Origin of the sequence: Streptomyces sp. NPDC058279 (assembly GCF_042881255.1) — a bacterium.
Lineage (GTDB): Bacteria > Actinomycetota > Actinomycetes > Streptomycetales > Streptomycetaceae > Streptomyces.
In genome coordinates this window covers 228,308-247,216 of sequence record NZ_JBHVYA010000002.1, presented here as the reverse complement: position 1 = coordinate 247,216, position 18,909 = coordinate 228,308, and the positions used below count along the sequence as shown (strand labels likewise).

General features: G+C 71.8%; 14 protein-coding genes. 6 read left to right on the top strand and 8 right to left on the bottom strand.

Going from position 1 to position 18,909, the window contains the following annotated elements; translation table 11 throughout:
• The first annotated feature begins 1 nt into the window (after position 1).
• The 4 genes from ACFVXJ_RS05860 (at position 2) to ACFVXJ_RS05845 (ending at position 4,599) form a co-directional block, all read left to right on the top strand.
• Positions 2 to 1,024, top strand: coding sequence for a carbohydrate ABC transporter permease (locus ACFVXJ_RS05860; RefSeq protein WP_389659232.1), 1,023 nt, complete (start codon positions 2 to 4; stop codon positions 1,022 to 1,024).
• A 137-nt stretch (positions 1,025 to 1,161) separates the two neighbouring features.
• Entirely contained in the window at positions 1,162 to 1,953 is a 792-nt protein-coding gene (locus tag ACFVXJ_RS05855) for a sugar ABC transporter permease (protein ID WP_389660077.1), read from the top strand.
• Positions 1,954 to 1,999: 46 nt separating this feature from the next.
• Positions 2,000 to 3,595: a glycoside hydrolase family 13 protein gene (locus tag ACFVXJ_RS05850; RefSeq protein WP_389659230.1), complete on the top strand. Its 1,596-nt coding sequence runs from the start codon at positions 2,000 to 2,002 to the stop codon at positions 3,593 to 3,595.
• Positions 3,583 to 4,599, top strand: a complete 1,017-nt coding sequence (locus ACFVXJ_RS05845) for a LacI family DNA-binding transcriptional regulator (RefSeq protein WP_389659227.1) — start codon at positions 3,583 to 3,585, stop codon at positions 4,597 to 4,599. The genes ACFVXJ_RS05850 and ACFVXJ_RS05845 overlap by 13 nt, the downstream gene beginning before the upstream one ends.
• Positions 4,600 to 4,689: 90 nt before the next feature.
• Here ACFVXJ_RS05845 and ACFVXJ_RS05840 read toward each other — a convergent pair whose 3' ends face one another.
• The 4 genes from ACFVXJ_RS05840 to ACFVXJ_RS05825 all read right to left on the bottom strand — a co-directional run bounded on the left by ACFVXJ_RS05840 (position 4,690) and on the right by ACFVXJ_RS05825 (position 7,750).
• Positions 4,690 to 5,340 (bottom strand): YdcF family protein, encoded by a 651-nt coding sequence (locus ACFVXJ_RS05840; protein ID WP_389659224.1) that lies wholly within the window; start codon positions 5,338 to 5,340, stop codon positions 4,690 to 4,692.
• A gap of 58 nt (positions 5,341 to 5,398) precedes the next feature.
• Positions 5,399 to 5,710, bottom strand: a complete 312-nt coding sequence (locus tag ACFVXJ_RS05835) for an SCO5918 family protein (protein WP_389659221.1) — start codon at positions 5,708 to 5,710, stop codon at positions 5,399 to 5,401.
• 51 nt (positions 5,711 to 5,761) lie between these two features.
• Entirely contained in the window at positions 5,762 to 7,231 is a 1,470-nt protein-coding gene (locus tag ACFVXJ_RS05830; RefSeq protein WP_389659218.1) for a DEAD/DEAH box helicase, read from the bottom strand.
• A gap of 315 nt (positions 7,232 to 7,546) precedes the next feature.
• Positions 7,547 to 7,750, bottom strand: coding sequence for a cold-shock protein (locus tag ACFVXJ_RS05825; RefSeq protein ID WP_389659215.1), 204 nt, complete (start codon positions 7,748 to 7,750; stop codon positions 7,547 to 7,549).
• Positions 7,751 to 8,299: 549 nt separating this feature from the next.
• Here ACFVXJ_RS05825 and ACFVXJ_RS05820 point away from each other — a divergent pair.
• Together ACFVXJ_RS05820 and pulA are read left to right on the top strand one after the other, a co-directional pair.
• On the top strand, positions 8,300 to 10,021 hold the full coding sequence (locus tag ACFVXJ_RS05820) for a carbohydrate-binding module family 20 domain-containing protein (RefSeq protein WP_389659212.1): 1,722 nt from the start codon (positions 8,300 to 8,302) through the stop codon (positions 10,019 to 10,021).
• A gap of 31 nt (positions 10,022 to 10,052) precedes the next feature.
• Positions 10,053 to 15,407: a pullulanase-type alpha-1,6-glucosidase gene (gene pulA, locus ACFVXJ_RS05815; protein ID WP_389659209.1), complete on the top strand. Its 5,355-nt coding sequence runs from the start codon at positions 10,053 to 10,055 to the stop codon at positions 15,405 to 15,407.
• Positions 15,408 to 15,490: 83 nt separating this feature from the next.
• Here pulA and ACFVXJ_RS05810 read toward each other — a convergent pair whose 3' ends face one another.
• Genes ACFVXJ_RS05810 through ACFVXJ_RS05795 form a run of 4 tightly spaced genes read right to left on the bottom strand, consistent with a single transcriptional unit; the run spans position 15,491 to position 18,771 of the window.
• Positions 15,491 to 16,015, bottom strand: a complete 525-nt coding sequence (locus tag ACFVXJ_RS05810; protein WP_389659206.1) for a GNAT family N-acetyltransferase — start codon at positions 16,013 to 16,015, stop codon at positions 15,491 to 15,493.
• A 37-nt stretch (positions 16,016 to 16,052) separates the two neighbouring features.
• On the bottom strand, positions 16,053 to 16,757 hold the full coding sequence (locus ACFVXJ_RS05805; RefSeq protein WP_136215531.1) for a TetR/AcrR family transcriptional regulator: 705 nt from the start codon (positions 16,755 to 16,757) through the stop codon (positions 16,053 to 16,055).
• Between the two features lie 59 nt (positions 16,758 to 16,816).
• A complete protein-coding gene (locus tag ACFVXJ_RS05800; protein ID WP_389659201.1) occupies positions 16,817 to 17,860 on the bottom strand; it encodes a PDR/VanB family oxidoreductase in 1,044 nt (347 codons plus the stop codon).
• Positions 17,857 to 18,771 (bottom strand): metal-dependent hydrolase, encoded by a 915-nt coding sequence (locus tag ACFVXJ_RS05795; RefSeq protein WP_389659198.1) that lies wholly within the window; start codon positions 18,769 to 18,771, stop codon positions 17,857 to 17,859. The genes ACFVXJ_RS05800 and ACFVXJ_RS05795 overlap by 4 nt, the downstream gene beginning before the upstream one ends.
• Positions 18,772 to 18,909 lie beyond the last annotated feature (138 nt).

Sequence of the window (18,909 nt, the reverse complement as noted above, 5' to 3'; positions counted from 1 at the left end):
GATGGCTGCTCACACCAGCCAGTCGGTGGCGAAGGCCGCGGACGGCGGGGGCGCGGACGCCCTCGCCGGCCGCGGCCGGAGCCGCAGGACTGACAACCGAGGGGGAGCGAGGCGCGCCCTCGCCACCCACTGGTACGCCTGGGCCATGGTCGCCCCGGTGGTGCTCGTGCTCGGCGTGATCGTCGGCTGGCCGCTCGTCCGGGGCGTCTACCTCTCGCTGACGGACGCCAACGAACGCAACGTCGCCCGCACCATCGGCGCCAACCACATCGAGGCGACGTACTCGTTCGTCGGCCTCGACAACTACGCGGACGTCCTCGCCGACCCGGTGTTCCTGCAACGGCTGGTGTGGACCGTCAGTTGGACCGTCCTGTGCGTGTCGATCACCTTCGCGCTCGGACTGGGCCTCGCCACCATGCTCAACCGCCGGTTCCGCGGCCGGGCCGCCTACCGCATGGCGCTGATCCTGCCCTGGGCCGTCCCCGGCTTCGTCTCCGTCTTCGCCTGGCGGTTCCTCTTCAACCGCGACAGCGGCATCCTCAACAAGCTCCTCGACGGCGGCGGGATCTCCGCGATCCCGTGGCTCGACGACCCGACCTGGGCCAAGGTCTCCGTCATCGCCGTCAACGTCTGGCTCGGCGTCCCCTTCATGATGGTCGCCCTGCTCGGCGGACTGCAGTCCATCCCCGGCGAGCTGTACGAGGCCGCCGAGATGGACGGGGCCACCCCCTGGCAGCGGTTCCGGCACATCACGCTGCCCGGGCTGCGCGCGGTGAGCATGACGGTGATCCTGCTCTCCACCATCTGGACCTTCAACATGTTCCCGGTGATCTTCCTGCTGACGCGGGGCGGCCCCGGCGACTCCACCGAGATCCTCGTGACCCAGGCGTTCCGCGAGGCGTTCGTCGCCAGTCCGCGCGACTTCGCCGGCTCCGCCACCTGGGGCGTGCTGATCCTCGCCCTGCTCATGATCTTCGCGCTGGTCTACCGGCGCTCGCTGCGCAAGCAGGGAGAGGTGTGGTGACGACCGTGACGACCCCGCTCACGACATCGGACAAGGCCCCGGGCGAAGCGCCCCGCACGTCGGGCAAGGCCCCGCGGACGACGTCCGGCAAGGCCCCGCTCGGCCGCGGCCGGCGCTCCCCGCTCGCCTCCGTCGGCCTGCACCTCACCCTGATCGTCGCCTCCGTGATCGCCGTCTTCCCGGTGCTGTGGGTCCTGCTGACCTCCCTCAAGCCCGCGAAGTTCGCCATCTCCACGGACTTCGTGAAGCAACCCACCTTCGAGAACTACCGCTACCTGGTGCAGTCGACCTCCTTCTTCACCTGGTTCGGCAACTCCGTCCTCGTCGCCGGCATCACCACGGTCCTCGGCGTGTTCATCGCCGCCACCACCGGATACGCGGTCAGCCGGTTCAAGTTCCCCGGCATGAAGCCGCTGATGTGGACCCTGCTCATCACACAGATGTTCCCGATGGCCATCCTCATCGTCCCGCTCTACAACCTCATGGGACAGCTCGGGCTGCTCAACCAGCCCATCGGCCTGGTCATCACCTACCTGACCATCGCCGTGCCGTTCTGCGCCTGGATGATGAAGGGGTTCTTCGACACCATCCCGATCGAGATCGACGAGTCCGGTCGCGTCGACGGACTCAACCCCTTCGGCACCTTCTGGCGCCTCATCCTGCCCCTCGCCAAGCCCGGTCTCGCGGTCACCGGCTTCTACGCCTTCATCACCGCCTGGGGCGAAGTCGCGTACGCCTCCGCGTTCATGGTCGGCGACGAGCACCTCACCCTCGCCGGGGGTCTGCAGACCTTCGTCACCCAGTACACCTCCAACTGGGGTGCGATGAGTGCGGCTTCCGTCCTCATCGCGATCCCCGCGGCGTTCTTCTTCCTCTTCGCCCAGCGTCACCTCGTCGCCGGCATGACAGCGGGCGCGACCAAGGGCTGACCACCCTGCCCGCTTCCCGTTCCGGCCCGACCTCTCCAAGGACACCATGACCCAGCACCTCGCCGACGCACTCCCCACCACCAGCGCCACGCGGCCCGGCTGGTGGAGAGAAGCGGTGATCTACCAGGTCTATCCGCGCAGCTTCGCCGACTCCAACGGGGACGGCATGGGGGACCTCGAAGGCATCCGCAGCCGACTGCCCTACCTCAAGGAACTGGGCGTCGACGCCGTATGGCTCAGCCCGTTCTACGCCTCCCCGCAGGCCGACGCCGGCTACGACGTCGCCGACTACCGGGCCATCGACCCCATGTTCGGCACCCTGCACGACGCCGACGCCGTGATCCGCGAAGCCCATGCCCTGGGCCTGCGCATCATCGTCGACCTCGTCCCCAACCACTGCTCCGACCAGCACGAATGGTTCAAGCAGGCACTGCGCGAGGGGCCCGACAGCCCGCTGCGCGAACGCTTCCACTTCCGCGCGGGCCGGGGCGAGGACGGCTCCCTGCCCCCGAACGACTGGGAATCGATCTTCGGCGGACCGGCCTGGACCCGGGTGCCGGACGGGCAGTGGTACCTGCACCTGTTCGCCCCCGAGCAGCCCGACTTCAACTGGGAACACCCCGCCGTCCAGGACGAGTTCCGCTCGATCCTGCGCTTCTGGCTCGACCTCGGCACCGACGGCTTCCGCATCGATGTCGCGCACGGCCTCGTCAAGGCCCCCGGCCTGCCCGACCTCGGCCGCGACGAACAGCTCAAACTGCTGGGCAACCAGGTGCTGCCGTTCTTCGACCAGGACGGCGTCCACGAGATCTACCGCTCCTGGCGCAAGGTCCTCGACGAGTACGCCGGCGACCGCATCGGCGTCGCCGAGGCATGGACCCCGAGCGCCGACCGCACCGCGCTCTACCTGCGCCCCGACGAGCTGCACCAGGCGTTCAACTTCCATTACCTGAACACGGGTTGGGACGCGGACGCGCTGCGCGCCGCCATCGACGAATCGCTCGACGCGATGCGGCCGGTGGGGGCGCCGACGACGTGGGTGCTGTCCAACCACGACGTCGTGCGGCACCGCACCCGCTACGGCAGCCTGGATCGGGCGCGGGCCGCCGCGCTGCTGATGCTGGCCCTGCCCGGGTCGGCGTACGTGTACCAGGGCGAGGAACTCGGCCTGCCGGAGGTGGTGGACCTGCCGGACGCCGTGCGCCAGGACCCGTCCTTCTTCAAGGAGAACGGCCAGGACGGGCTCCGCGACGGCTGCCGCGTACCGATCCCGTGGTCCGGGACCGAGGCCCCGTACGGCTTCGGGGACGGCGGCAGCTGGCTGCCGCAGCCGGCCGAGTGGGCGGGGCTGAGCGTCGAGGCGCAGACGGGTGACCCCTCGTCCACGCTGGAGCTGTACCGGGCCGCGCTGCGCATCCGCCGCGAACGGGCCGAGCTGGGCGCGGGCGACGCCGTGGAGTGGCTGGACGCGCCGGCCGGCGTCCTGGCCTTCCGGCGGGGCGACTTCGTCTGCACGGTCAACACGACGGGCGAGGCCGTACGGATGCCGGCGCCGGGCCGGGGCCGGGTGCTGCTGGCCAGCGCGGAGCCGGTCGAGCCGGGCGTCCTCGCCGCCGACAGCGCGGTGTGGTGGCTGGGGTGACTTCCCCGCTGCGGTTGACGGACATCGCCGCGCAGGCGCAGGTCAGCGAGGCGACCGTCAGCCGGGTGGTCAACGGCAAGGCGGGCGTGGCGGCCGGCACCCGACACAAGGTGCTGGCCGCCATGGACCTGCTGGGCTACGAGCGGCCGGTACGGCTCAAGCGGCGCAGCAACGGCCTGGTGGGGCTGCTGATCCCGGAGCTCACCAACCCGATCTTCCCGGCGTTCGCGCAGGTCATCGAGCAGGCGCTGGCGGGGCACGGGTACACGCCCGTGCTGTGTACGCAGACGCCGGGCGGGGCCACCGAGGACGAGCTGGTGGAGCAGTTGGAGGAGCGGGGGGTCACGGGGATCGTCTTCCTGTCCGGTCTGCACGCGGACGCGTCCGCCGATCCGGGGCGCTACCAGCGGCTGGCGGCGCGGGGAGTGCCGTTCGTACTGATCAACGGGTTCAACGAGGCGGTGAACGCCCCCTTCATCTCCCCGGACGACCGGGCGGCGGCGGACATGGCCGTACGCCACCTGGAGGACCTGGGGCACCGGCGGATCGGGCTGGCCATCGGGCCGACGCGGTACGTGCCGTCGGCGCGCAAGGAGCAGGGGTTCGTGGCGGCGGTGCCGGGGGCGGAGGCCGAGGGGCTGATCCAGCGCACCCTGTTCACGGTCGAGGGCGGCCACGCCGCGGGCGGCGCCCTGCTGGACCGGGGGTGCACCGGGATCGTGTGCGGGAGCGACCCCATGGCACTCGGGGTGATCCGGGCGGCGCGCGAGCGGGGGCTGCGGGTGCCGCAGGACGTGTCGGTGGTCGGCTTCGACGACTCCCCGCTGATCGCCTTCACGGACCCGCCGCTGACGACGGTCCGCCAACCGGTCCGCGCGATGGCGACGGCGGCGGTCGGAGCCCTCCTGGAGGCGGTGGCCGGCACCCCGGTCCAGCGCACGGAGTACGTGTTCCGGCCGGAACTGGTGGTGCGGGGCTCGACGGGACAGGGGCCGGGGGAGTAGGGGGCGGGGGTCGGGAGGGCCGGTCTCAGCGCTGCCCGCCCGAAGCCCCGGTCCGCCCACGGCGCCCCGGATCGCTACGCGCTTCCCCTGTCACGCGTCTGCGGCCCGTCCCAGGGTCGGACGGGCAGCTTGTTTGCGCTGTCCACGCGAGACCTTGCGTTCGTCGGCCCTGAGACCCCGAAGGGTCCACAGCCCGTAGAGAGCCGGCAACGGGTTGACGACCATCCAGTCGCCAGGACGGTAGTCGTCCGCGCGCACGAGCCTCTCGGCCAGGTCCGGGCGCTGTCGTCGCAAGTACGCGCGGGCCTTGAGCGCGTGAGCCGGCTGGGAGGCGATCTTGATGCGGTCGACGTCTTCGAGCAGTGGGATCACGTTCGCGATGTTCTCCCATGTGGTCGCGCTGTGGTCCTCGAGGAAGACGGTGCCGTCGAACCCGCACACCGACTTCGCGTAATCGGCAAGCAACCTGGCCTCAGTGGTGCCACCGCCGGTCGCACCGCCGCTGAAGATCAGGCGAGAATCGCGCGGGTGGTCGGCGTGGACGGAGCGGATTCCGATCCGGACTCGCCGGCGGTTGACGAAGTTCGCCGTCGTTTGCGGGTTCCGGTAGCCCAGCACGACCACGGCCTCGGAATCACCCTCACGGTTTCCGACAAGAGTCCGAGACCAGCGCCAGTTCAACCATTCGCCCCAGGTCAGGGTCGCGGCGAGGGCCAACGCCAGTCGCGTCCTTCGTCGCATGCGGTGACTCCAGTAAATGACGCTCCGCCACCGCCGGGACCGGCGGTGGCGGAGGAGGTCAGACCGACGCCGGGGTGCCGAGGAGGGCCGAGGCCCTTTGGAGGGGGCTGAGGGCGGGGGCCGCCGGGCGGAGGGGGGTGGCCGTGCGGCAGGTGAAGCCGAGTGCCGTCATGGCCCGGGTGACCTCCGCCGAGCTGAAGTCGCGGCGGTCCTGGCGGGTGACGACCTCACCGACCTGCTTCACGGGGTACTGGCGTCGGCCGATGATGACCGAGTCACCGGCGACCGGTTCGGGCTTGACGCCCTTCATCGCCTCCAGCACACCGGTCTTGGTGAGCTCGAAGGGGAAACGGGCGATGACGCAGCGCATGGGACCTCACAGGGGAGTGGGAGGGGAAGGGTCGGGACGGCCGTGAGTGGGCTACGCCGCCGCGCCGAACGACCGGCGACGGCCGCCGCCGCGGCGGGCCGCGCCACCGCGGGAGGTGCGGGGGGCCGGGGGCGCGGTGATGGTGACGGGGATGCCGGAGGGGGCCTGGGCGCCGGTGATGCGGTTGAGTTCGGCTTCGCCCGAGCGGACCTGCGTGGTGCGCGGGGTGATGCCGGCGGCGGCCATCAGGCGCACCATGTCGCGGCGTTGGTTGGGCGTGACCAGGGTGACGACGCTGCCGGACTCGCCCGCGCGGGCGGTGCGGCCGCCGCGGTGGAGGTAGTCCTTGGGGTCGGTCGGCGGGTCGACGTTGACGACGAGGTCGAGGTTGTCGACGTGGATGCCGCGTGCCGCGACGTTCGTGGCGACGAGGACGGTGACGTGCCCGGTCTTGAACTGCGCCAGGGTGCGGGTGCGTTGCGGCTGGGACTTGCCGCCGTGCAGCGCCGCGGCGCGCACGCCGCTGTTCAGGAGGTCCTGGGTGAGGCGGTCGACCGCGTGCTTGGTGTCCAGGAACATGATCACGCGTCCGTCGCGGGCGGCGATCTCGGTCGTGGTGGCCTGCTTGTCGGTGCCGTGGACGTGGAGCACGTGGTGTTCCATCGTCGTGACGGCGCCGGCCGAGGGGTCCACGGAGTGCACGACGGGGTCGGTCAGGTAGCGCCGGACCAGCAGGTCGACGTTGCGGTCCAAGGTCGCGGAGAACAGCATCCGCTGTCCCTCCGGGCGTACTTGGTCCAGGAGGGCGGTGACCTGGGGCATGAAGCCCATGTCGGCCATCTGGTCGGCCTCGTCGAGGACGGTGATGGCCACCTGGTTGAGCCGGCAGTCACCGCGGTCGATGAGGTCCTTCAGGCGTCCGGGGGTGGCGATGACGACCTCGGCGCCGCCGCGCAGCGCGCTCGCCTGCCTGCCGATGGACATGCCGCCGACGACGGTGGCCAGCCGCAGCTTCAGCGAGCGGGCGTAGGGCGTGAGCGCGTCGGTGACCTGCTGCGCCAGTTCGCGGGTGGGTACCAGGACCAGCGCGAGCGGCTGACGGGGCTCGGCGCGCTGTCCCGCCGTGCGGGCCAGCATGGCCAGTCCGAAGGCCAGCGTCTTGCCCGAGCCCGTGCGGCCACGGCCCAACACGTCGCGTCCGGCGAGGGTGTTGGGGAGCGTCGCGCCCTGGATCGGGAACGGTACGCAGACCCCCTCGGCGCCGAGGGCGGCGAGCAGTTGCTCCGGCATGTCGAGGTCGGCGAAGGCGTCGACGGCCGGCAGCGCCGGGGTGTGGGTGACGGGCAGGGCGAATTCGCCCTGGAGCGCGGCCGGCCGGCGGCCGTAGCCACCCGAGCCGCCCGGACGGCCCGCGCCACCCGAGCGGGCCGGTGCGGGGGACCCGAAACGGCTGCCGCGCCCGGCGAAGCCGCCGGCGGTACGGGTACGGGAAGAGCGGTCGTTCGTGCGTGTGCGGTTCATGCTGAACCTTCCTCGATACGGGACGGCACGCGTCGAGGAAATTCAGCGGCGGAATATTCGCGCGAATTCACAGGAACGAGCCGATGGAATGCGAACGGCGGTGGCGGCATCGAATGCCGGCCGAAATGCCGTGGTGTGTACGCCGCCATGGACGGCGGGAGTGCTACCGCCATTCGGCGGGAAATCCGGGGTGAGTGGTGCGCCCGGTGCGTGCTCGCGCGGGCCGTGGCCGGCCGGCGGGGACGGGGGGTAACGCAACGAGCCGGGGCCCGCACCCCAAGGTGCGGGCCCCAGCTGCGTGGTGATGCGTCAGCGTCAGGCGGTGACGATGTTCTCGGCGGTCGGGCCCTTCTGGCCCTGCGCGATGTCGAAGGTCACCTTCTGGCCTTCCTGGAGCTCGCGGAAGCCCTGGGAGGCGATGTTCGAGTAGTGGGCGAAGACGTCGGGACCGCCGCCGTCCTGCTCGATGAAACCAAAGCCCTTTTCGGCGTTGAACCACTTCACGGTGCCATTAGCCATGTTGAATCTCCTTCGGGGCACAGCCCAGAGTCCGCACTGTGCGGATCTCAAGTCGCCGCGATGATCGCCCGCCCGGAAATTTCCGGCACACAGAAGCCTTCCGCCGGATTTTTCGTCCGGCGGGTGGGACTGAAAGTTTGGGAACCACAACTGCAACTGAAATCACAGTAGCACGGTGTCGCCGAGCGGGCGTCGGAAAAACGCTCGGGTTCCCCCGGAGGGCGGAAATGCTCATCGGGTCCGCTCCGCAATTCTGTGCTTGCCGCGACAGGTATGAGGGAAATGCGGGGTCGGATTTTCCCTCGAAATTCAGGGCTCTGGCGGCCGGGGCGCGGGCTCCGCCCCGGCCGTGGGTCGCCGGCGGGCCGGGTGGCGCGCCGAGGGGGCACGGGCGCGCTCTTCCGGGCGACACGCGCAGGAAACATTTCTGCAATCTCTTGCGCAAGGTCTTGCAGGTGCTCTGTCCGGCACCTACGGTCGCTGCAATCCCCGCCTGTTCCACGCCCGTCCCCGCCTGTTCTGCGCCTCTCCGCCAGGAGGAACCCCCACATGCCCGCGATTTCGCGCATCCCCAGAGCCCTGCTCGCCGGCGCCGTTGTGGCCGCCGCCTGCGTCACCGCACAGGCGGGTCCCGCCGTGGCCGCCGCGCCCGGAGGCAAGGACGTCACCGCCGTGCTGTTCGAGTGGCGGTTCGACTCCGTCGCCAAAGCCTGTGCGGAGAGCCTGGGCCCCGCCGGGTACGGGTACGTCCAGGTGTCACCGCCGCAGGAGCACATCCAGGGGGCGCAGTGGTGGACCTCGTACCAACCCGTCAGCTACAAGATCGCCGGGCGGCTCGGTGACCGGGCCTCCTTCAAGGCCATGGTGGACGCCTGCCACGCCGCCGGGGTGAAGGTCGTCGCGGACTCCGTCATCAACCACATGGCCTCCGGCGACGGGACCGGGACGGGCGGCACTTCGTACACGAAGTACAACTACCCCGGCCTGTACTCCGGCTCCGACATGGACGACTGCCGGGCCACCGTCTCCGACTACCGGGACCGGGCCAACGTGCAGAACTGCGAGCTCGTGCAGTTGGCGGACCTGGACACGGGCGAGGAGTACGTGCGCGGCCGGATCGCCGGGTACCTCAACGACCTCCTCTCCCTCGGGGTCGACGGGTTCCGGATCGACGCCGCCAAGCACATGCCCGCCGCCGACCTCGCGAACATCAAGTCCCGGCTGACGAACCCGAACGCCTACTGGAAGCAGGAGGCGATCTACGGGGCCGGCGAGGCGGTCTCGCCCACCGAGTACCTCGGCAACGGCGACGTCCAGGAGTTCCGCTACGGCCGCGACCTCAAGCGGGTCTTCCAGAGCGGGAACCTCGCGTACCTGAAGAACTTCGGCGAGGCGTGGGGCTACCTCCCCTCGGGGCAGGCGGCCGTCTTCGTCGACAACCACGACACCGAGCGCGGCGGCGACACCCTCAGCTACAAGAACGGCTCCGACTACACCCTCGCCAACGTGTTCATGCTGGCCTGGCCTTACGGCTCGCCCGACGTCCACTCCGGCTACGAGTGGACCGACAAGGACGCCGGTCCGCCGAACGGCGGCGCGGTGAACGCCTGTTACACCGACGGCTGGAAGTGCCAGCACGCCTGGCGGGAGATCTCCTCCATGGTCGCCTTCCGCAACGCGGCGCGCGGCCAGGCCGTCACCGACTGGTGGGACAACGGGGGCGACCAGATCGCCTTCGGGCGCGGCGCGAAGGCGTACGTCGCCCTCAACCACGAGGGCACCGCCCTGACCCGGACCTTCCAGACCTCCCTCCCGGCCGGCGCCTACTGCGACGTGCAGAGCGGGCGGACGGTCACCGTCGGCTCCTCGGGACAGTTCACGGCCACCCTCGCGGCGGGCACCGCGCTCGCCCTGCACGTCGGCGCCCGCACCTGCCCGGGGGCCTCGACCCCGGCCGACCCGGTCCCCCCGGCCGGCGCGGCCGGAGCCTCGTTCGCCGTCACCGCCGGCACCGTCCCCGGCCAGGACATCTACGTCACCGGCGACCAGGCGGCCCTCGGCGGCTGGAACACCGGCAGCGCCCGCAAGCTCGATCCGGCGGCCTACCCCGTCTGGAAGCTCGACGTCACGCTCCCGGCCGGGACCGCCTTCGCGTACAAGTACGTCCGCAAGGACGCGGCCGGGAACGTCACCTGGGAGAGCGGTGCCAACCGCACCGCCACCGTGCCCGCCGACGGCAAGGTCACGCTGACCGACGCCTGGCGCGGCTGACCCTCCGCCGTCCCCTCCAAGGAGATCCGCAGTGATACGCCCCGTCGTCGCAGGAGTGCTCGCGGCCGCCCTGGCCGTGACGTTCCTGCCCGCCCTTCCGGCGGCGGCCGCCGCCAAGGCGCCACCGCCACCGCCCTCGGACGCGAAACTCGCGGCCGAACCCGCCCGCCACGACCTGACCCGGGAGCAGTTCTACTTCGTCCTGCCCGACCGGTTCGCGAACGGCGACCCGGGCAACGACCGGGGCGGGCTGACCGGAAGCCGGCTGGAGACCGGCCTGGACCCGACGGACAAGGGCTTCTACCAGGGCGGTGACCTCAAGGGGCTGACGGACCGGCTCGACTACATCAAGGGGCTCGGCACCACGGCCATCTGGATGGCGCCGATCTTCAAGAACCAGCCGGTGCAGGGCACGGGGAAGGACGCTTCGGCGGGCTACCACGGCTACTGGATCACCGACTTCACCCAGGTCGACCCGCACTTCGGGACCAACGCGGACCTTTCGCGGCTGATCGACACGGCGCACAAGAAGGGGATGAAGGTCTTCTTCGACGTCATCACCAACCACACCGCCGACGTCGTGGACTACCGGGAGGGGTCCCACGACTACCTGTCGAAGGGCGCCTTCCCCTACCTGACCAAGGACGGGGTGCCGTTCGACGATCAGGACTACGCCGACGGGAAGCGCAAGTTCCCCGCGACCGGCACCGCCTCCTTCCCCCGCACTCCCTTCGTGCCCGAGGCGAAGAAGAACCTCAAGTCCCCGGCGTGGCTCAACGATCCGACGATGTACCACAACCGCGGCGACTCGACCTTCGCGGGCGAATCAGCCGAACAGGGCGACTTCTCCGGCCTGGACGACCTGTGGACCGAGCGTCCGGAGGTCGTCACCGGGATGGAGAAGATCTACGAGAAGTGGGTCGCGGACTTCGCGGTCGACGGGTTCCGCATCGACACCGTCAAGCACGTCGACACCCCGTTCTGGACCCAGTGGGCGACCGCGCTCGACGCCTACGCGGCCCGGCACGGCCGGAAGAACTTCTTCATGTTCGGCGAGGTGTACTCCGCCGACACCGCCGTCACCGCCCCCTACGTGACCCGCGGCCGGCTCGACGCCACCCTCGACTTCCCGCTCCAGGACGCGATCCGCGCCTACGCCTCGCAGGGCGCGGCGCCGGGACGGTTGTCCTCCGTCTTCGCTGACGACTACCGGTACACCACCGACAAGGCCAACGCCTACGAGCAGGTGACCTTCCTCGGCAACCACGACATGGGCCGCTTCGGTTCCTTCCTGAGACAGGACCGGCCGGGGGCCGGGGAACAGGAGCTGCTGGACCGCTACCGGCTCGCCAACGAGCTGATGTTCCTCTCCCGGGGCAACCCGGTGATCTACTCCGGCGACGAGCAGGGCTTCACCGGCTCCGGCGGCGACAAGGACGCCCGCCAGCCGCTGTTCGCCACCCGGATCGCCGACTACCTGGACGACGATCAGCTCGGCACCGCCCGCACCCACGCGAGCGATGCCTACGATCCGGAGCACCCCCTCTACAAGCAGATCAGTGCTCTCTCGAAGCTGACCAAGGACCACCCCGCCCTGCGCGACGGCGTCCAGAGCGAACGTTTCTCCGACGGCTCCGTCTACGCCTTCGCCCGTACGGACCCCCGCAGCCGCACCGAGTACCTGGTGGCCGCCAACAACGCCGACCAACCCCGTACCGTCACGCTCGACGCGCCCGCCGGCGCCGCGTACCGCACCCTGTACGGCGGCTCCGCCACCCCGCGCGCCGACGCCGCCGGGAAGCTCACGCTCACCGTGCCCGCCCTCGGCTCCGTGGTCCTCCAGGCCACCGCCCCGCCCGCCGCCCCCACCGGCCGGCCCGCCCTCACCCTCGACGCCCCCGCACCCGGCGCCACCGGCACCGTCGAACTCCGCGCCGACGTCACCGGCGGCGGCCTGAACCGGGTCGTCTTCGCCGCCCAGAGCGGCACCGACCCCTGGCAGGTCCTCGGCTCCGCCGACCACCCCCCGTACAAGGTCACCCAGAACGTCACCGCCGCGCCCGGCACCCCCCTGCGCTACAAGGCCGTCGTCGTCGACGCCGCCGGGCACACCGCGAGCGCCGTCGCCGCCTCCACCGCCGGCCAGGCCCCGCCCGTCGGGGTCCCGACCGCCACGCAGCGCGAGTACGCCGTCGTCCACTACCACCGGCCCGACGGCGACTACACCGACTGGCGGCTGTACGCGTGGGGCGACCTCGCGGACGGCGAGGCGACTCCCTGGCCCGCCGGGCACGACTTCACGGGCCGGGACGCGTACGGCGCCTTCGCCTACGTCCGGCTCAAGCCCGGCGCGTCCTCACTCGGCTACCTCGTCATCGACAAGGACGGCACCAAGGACGTCAGCGCCGACCGCACCCTGGACGTGACCAAGTCCGGCGAGGTCTGGCTTGAGCAGGGCCAGGACGCCGCCCGCACCGACCGCCCCGGCTACCCGCCCCAGGACACCACCAAGGCCGTCCTCCACTACCAGCGGCCCGACGGCGCCTACGACGGCTGGGGCCTGCACGTGTGGACCGGCGCCGCCACCCCCACCGACTGGGGCAAGCCGCTCCCGCCCGTCCGCACCGACTCCTTCGGGGCCGTCTACGAGGTCCCCCTCGCCGCCGGCGCCACCAGCCTGAGCTACATCCTCCACAAGGGCGACGAGAAGGACCTCCCCACCGACCGGTCCCTCGATCTGAAGGCCACCGGCCACGAGGTGTGGATGCTGGGCGGCCGGGAGACGTACCTCCTGCCGCAGCCCGCCGGCTCGGCCGCCGCCCTGGACCTCACCAAGGCCGAGGCCGTCTGGATCGACCGCGACACCGTCGTCTGGAACGCCCCCGAGGCGGCCGCCTCCGTCCAGCTCCTCGCCTCCGGCGAAGGCGCCGTCACCACCGACAACGGCGTCCTCCACGAGGGCGGCGCGCAGTGGCTGCGGCTGGGCCGCTCCCGACTCACCGCCGCCCAGCAGCAGAAGTTCCCGCACCTGGCCTCGTACGCCGCCTACACCGTCGAACCCCGCGACCGCGACCGGGTCCGCGGCGCCCTGCGCGGACAACTCGTCGCGAGCGCCCGAGCCGCGAACGGCGCGGTCCTGGCCGCGACCGGCGTGCAGCTCGCCGGAGTCCTGGACGACCTGTACGCCACCACCACCGCCCTCGGCCCCGTCTTCAAGGACGGCCGCCCCACCTTGTCCGTATGGGCGCCCACCGCCCGGCAGGTCTCCCTCGAACTCGACGGCCGGACCGTGGCCATGCGCCGCGACGACGCCACCGGCGTCTGGTCGGTGCGCGGCGAGCGGAACTGGACCGGCAAGCGCTACCGGTACACCGTCACCGTCTGGGCCCCCACCGTCCGCCACATGGTCCGCAACCTGGTCACCGACCCGTACTCCACCGCCCTGACCACCGACTCCGCCTACAGCCTGGCCGTGGACCTCGCCGACCCCAAGCTGGCGCCGCCCGGCTGGCGCGAACTGCGCAAACCCGCGCCCGTGCCCTTCACCTCCGCGCAGATCCAGGAACTGCACATCCGGGACTTCTCCGTCGCGGACCGCACCTCCGCCCACCCCGGCCAGTACCTCGCCTTCACCGACACCGCCTCAGCCGGCATGCGGCACCTGCGCGAGCTGGCCGCCTCGGGCACCTCGTACGTGCACCTCCTGCCCGCCTTCGACATCGCCACCATCCCCGAGAAGCCGTCCGATCGCACCGAACCGGCCTGCGACCTCAAGGTGTACGCCCCCGACTCGGAACAGCAGCAGGCGTGCGTGGCGGCGGCGGCCGCGAAGGACGCCTACAACTGGGGCTACGACCCGCTGCACTACACCGTGCCCGAGGGCTCGTACGCCAGTGACCCCGAAGGCACCGCCCGCACCGTGGAGTTCCGCCGCATGGTGCAGTCCCTGAACGGCGCCGGGCTGCGCACCGTCATGGACGTGGTCTACAACCACACGGCGGCGGCGGGCCAGTCGGACCGGTCCGTGCTGGACCGCATCGTCCCGGGCTACTACCAGCGGCTCCTGGCCGACGGCAGCGTCGCCACCTCCAGCTGCTGCGCCGACACGGCCCCCGAGAACGCCATGATGGGCCGGCTCGTCGTGGACTCCGTGGTCACCTGGGCCAAGCAGTACAAGGTCGACGGCTTCCGCTTCGACCTGATGGGCCACCACCCCAAGGCCAACATCCTCGCCGTGCGCGCCGCCCTCGACGCGCTGACCGTGGAGAAGGACGGCGTGGACGGCAAGCGGATCATCCTCTACGGGGAGGGCTGGAACTTCGGCGAGGTCGCCGACGACGCCCGCTTCGTCCAGGCCACGCAGCAGAACATGGCCGGCACCGGCATCGCCACCTTCTCCGACCGCTCCCGCGACGCGATCCGCGGCGGTGGCCCCTTCGACGAGGACCCGCGCGCCCAGGGCTTCGCCTCCGGTCTGTTCACCGACCCCAACACGGCTCCCGCGAACGGAAGCCCCGAACAGCAGCGGGCCCGGCTGCTGCACGACCAGGACCTGATCAAGGTCGGGCTGACCGGCAACCTCGCCTCGTACGCCTTCACCGACACCACCGGCCACCGGATCAAGGGCTCCGAACTCGACTACAACGGCGCCCCCGCCGGGTACGCGGCAGCCCCCGGCGACGCCCTGGCCTACGCGGACGCCCACGACAACGAAACCCTGGCCGACGCCCTGACGTACAAGCTGCCCGCCGGGACGGCCGCCGCCGACCGGGCCCGGATGCAGGTCCTGGCCCTGGCCGTCACCACTCTCTCGCAGGGCCCGGCGCTCTCCCAGGCCGGCACCGACCTGCTCCGCTCGAAGTCCCTGGACCGCAACTCCTTCGACAGCGGCGACTGGTTCAACGCGATCCACTGGGACTGCCACGACGGCAACGGCTTCGGCCGCGGCCTGCCGCCCGCCGCCGACAACCGCGCCAAGTGGCCCTACGCGAAACCGCTGCTGACCACCGCCGCCCCCGGCTGCGCGGAGATCGACGGCGCCTCGGCCGCCTACCGCGACCTGCTGCGCATCCGGACCACGGAGCCCGCCTTCGCCCTGACCACGGCCGAAGCGGTCCAGTCGGGCGTGGCGTTCCCGCTGTCGGGGGCGGCGGAGACGCCGGGGGTGATCACGATGACCGCCGGCGATCTGGTGGTGGTCTTCAACGCCACCCCCACCGCGCAGACCCAGCGCGTCCCGGCCCTCGCGGGCACCGGCTACGCCCTGCACCCGGTGCAGGCGGCGGGCGCCGACAACACGGTCAAGCAGGCGACCTATGACGCCGCGACGGGCGGGTTCGAGGCGCCGGCCCGTACGGTCGCGGTCTTCCGGCGGGCCCGTTCCTGACGGGCGGCCCATGACCGCCGGTGGGGCGGTGGCGGACACCTCCGCCACCGCCCCACCGGCGCTCACGGCTGCTCACCGCCGCCTCAGACGTCCAGGCGCCGCTCCAGCAGGATCACCCCGTAGACCCGGCCGTCCGCGCCCTGTTTGGACGGGCATTCGCCGACGACCCGATAGCCGGCGGCCCGGTAGTAGCCCAGCAGTCGCGGGTTGGTCGACACGCAGTCCAGCCGGGAGCGCTCCCGCCCGGTCCGGGCGATCCGCCACTCGGCGTGTTCGAGTATGCGCCGCCCGGCGCCCGGGGGAGCCGCCTCCCGCTCGACCATCAGCCGGTGCACGTAGCCGGCGACGGGCGGCTGCACCCCCCACGCCTCCTCGTCGGACCACCAGAGTTCGTACGCGCCGACGACCCGCCCGTCGGCGTCCTCGGCCAGCCACACCTCACCGTCGCGCATCCGCGCGCGGAAGTGCGCCACGTCCTTCTCGCCGGGCTTCCACTGGTCGATCCCGTGTTTGCGCATCCACCGCGCGGCCTGGTCGTACAGCTTCACCAGCGTGCCGGCGTCCTTCTCCCCGGCCTGCCGGAACAACATCCCGTCGTCAATGATCACGCGGGCATTATCACGCGGGGGCCGTACCGCGTCATGATCACGTGGTGCCCGGGACCAGCGCCGCCAACCGCCCCACGAGCACGCCGAACGGGCCGTCGGCCGGTTCCGCGGAGAGGATGCGCACCAGGATCTGCGCCATCTCCTCGTCGTAGGCCGCGCTCACGGCCGCCAGCGCGGCGAAGTCGTGCACGAGTTGGAGCTCCAGCTCCGAGCGCGGGATGCGCCGGCCGTCCAACCAGATCAGCGCGGTGGACTCGGCGAGCGAGACCCACGAGCGCACGACGAGCTCCAGCCGCGCGGGCGGGGCGTCGGGCGAGACCCCCAGGTGCTTGAGGATCTCCTCGTAGGCGGCCTGACGCACTTCGTCGATCATCGCGTTGGCACGGCTGCTGCCGGCCGCCGGACCGCCGCGCATCAGCGCCGAGAAGCCGGGCCCGTGTTCGTCGACGAAGGCGAAGAACCGCCCCATCACCCGCAGCAGCCGGGCCCCGAGCGGACCCTCCTGCGGCTCCACGAACCGCAGCGCCAGCTCGTCGGCGGCCCGGCGCAGCGCCGCCTCGTACAGGCTCAGCTTGCCGGGAAAGTAGTGGTACACCAACGGCCGCGATATGCCCGCGGCCGCCGCGATCTCGTCGATCGACACATCGTCGGGCGACCGGTGGCTGAACAGCTCCAGGGCCACCCCGATCAGCTGCTGCCGCCGCTCCTCGACACCCATCCTGCGCCGCACCCCGGTTGTCATGCGGACACCCTACTTCCACTCCGCCGCGCGCCTCGGCGGGGTGCGGGCGCCCCCGCGACCTACGCGTCCAGGACCAGCCGGTCCGAGGCGGCGCGGGAGACGCACAGCAGCATCGAGTCCGCGCGTTCGGCGTCGGTGAGGAGGTCGTCGCGGTGCTCCACCTCCCCTTCCAGCACCCGGTGTCGGCAGGTCCCGCAGAAGCCCTGCCGGCAGGAGTACGGGGTGTCGGGCAGCGCGCGGAGCACCGCCGTCAGGGCGCTCTCGTCCGCCGCGACCTCGATCGTGCGCCCGGAGCCGCGCAGTTCGATGGTGAAGGGCTTGCCCCCGCCGGTGGGCGCGGCGGCGGTGAAACGTTCCAGGCGCACCGCCGACGGGTCCGGGGCGGCGGCCAGCACCGCGGCCATCAGCGGCTCCGGGCCACAGCAGTAGACCGCGGCGGTCGGCGCCGCGGCGAGCGCGCTCAGGTCCGGCAGGCCCGCCTCGTCCTCGGGCACGATCGTGACCCGGTCCCCGTACGCGGCGAGTTCCGCGAGGAACGGCATCGAGGCGCGGGTGCGCCCGCCGTAGAGCAGCGTCCAATCGGCCCCGGCCGCCGTGGCGGCCCGCAGCATCGGCAGGATCGGCGTGATGCCGATCCCGCCCGCCACGAACGCGTACGTCGGCGCCGGCGCGAGGGGGAACCGGTTGCGGGGCGCCCGCAGCCGCAGTTCGGCGCCCTCCACCAGCCGGTCGTGCGCCTCGCGGGAGCCGCCGCGGCCGTCTTCGACCAGCCGGATCGCGATCGTGTAGCGGCCGGTGTCCGCGGGATCGCCGCACAGGCTGTACTGGCGCACCAGCCCCGACGGCAGGACGACGTCCACGTGCGCCCCCGGAGCCCAGGCGGGCAGCTCCGCCGATGCCACGGTCAACAGGACGACGCCCTCGGCCGGTTCGTCGCGCGCGACGATCGGGGCCCGCAGCAACCGGCGCGGGGAGTGACCGCTGATCGGGGTCTCCAGGGCCGGCAGCGGCCACAGGGGCGAGCGGCGGATGCGCCGGCGCAGCGCGCGGCGGGTGACGAACGCGGCGCCCGCCGCCGCCGTGAGCGTCAGGGCGCGCCTCATGCCCGCACCCCGCCGTTCGCGCCGGGCGAGGTGGCGAGGTAGGCCGCGGCCTGGGCCGTCGAGCCTTCCTGCGAGGGATGGTAGCCACGGGAGAGGTACGTCGGGATGGACTTGAGCATCGAGCCGGTCGAGGGGAGGACGCCCTGCTGCCCGGCCCGGAACAACTGGCCCAGCGAAGCCTTGGCGGCCGGGAGTTCGGGGTCGTTGTCCATGAAGAAGCGGGCGCCGCGCTGCCAGAGGAAGGTCAGGGCCGCGAAGGCCGTCGCCCAGGTTCGCACCCGGCGCCGGTAGCCGCCGTCGACGTGCATGAAGAGGTCGAAGGCCACCGCGCGGTGTTCGACCTCCTCCGCCCCGTGCCAACGCAACAGGTCCAGCATCATCGGATCGGCGCCCCGACGGTCGAGTTCGTCGGCGTTCAGCACCCAGTTGCCGAGGAACGCCGTGTAGTGCTCGACCGCCGCGATGATCGCGACCCGTTCCATCAGCCACCACTTGCGGGCCCGGCCCGGCGGCAGGGTCCGGTCGCCGAGCAGCTTCTCGAAGAACCAGTCGACCTGCGCCGTGTACGGGGTCGGGTCCAGGCCGAGCCGTTTCAGGTGCGGCAGCACGTCGTCGTGCGCGGCGGCGTGCATGGCCTCCTGACCGATGAAGCCGACGACGTCCGCGCGCAGCCGCTCGTCCGTGATGTACGGGAGCACCTGCTTGTAGACGTGCACGAACCAACGCTCGCCCGCGGGCAGCAGCAGGTGCAGCACGTTGATGGTGTGACCGGCGAACGGGTCGCCGGGGAGCCAGTGGAGCGGGGTGTCCTCCCAGGAGAAGGACACGTTCCGCGGCTGGAGGCCCACCTGCTCGTACCGGCCCGGATCTTCCGACGCCACGGGGGCGGGCGCGTGCGGCGTATTAGACATGGCGTCAATGTACTGAGGGGTAGGGGCGAGCAGAACCCCTCCGCGCCAGGATTTTCCGCACGGTCGCCCGACGCGCGGCCGATGCCGGCCGCCCAGGCGTCGACCCCGCGCCGCCGGCCGGCCGGCGCCCTCAGTGGC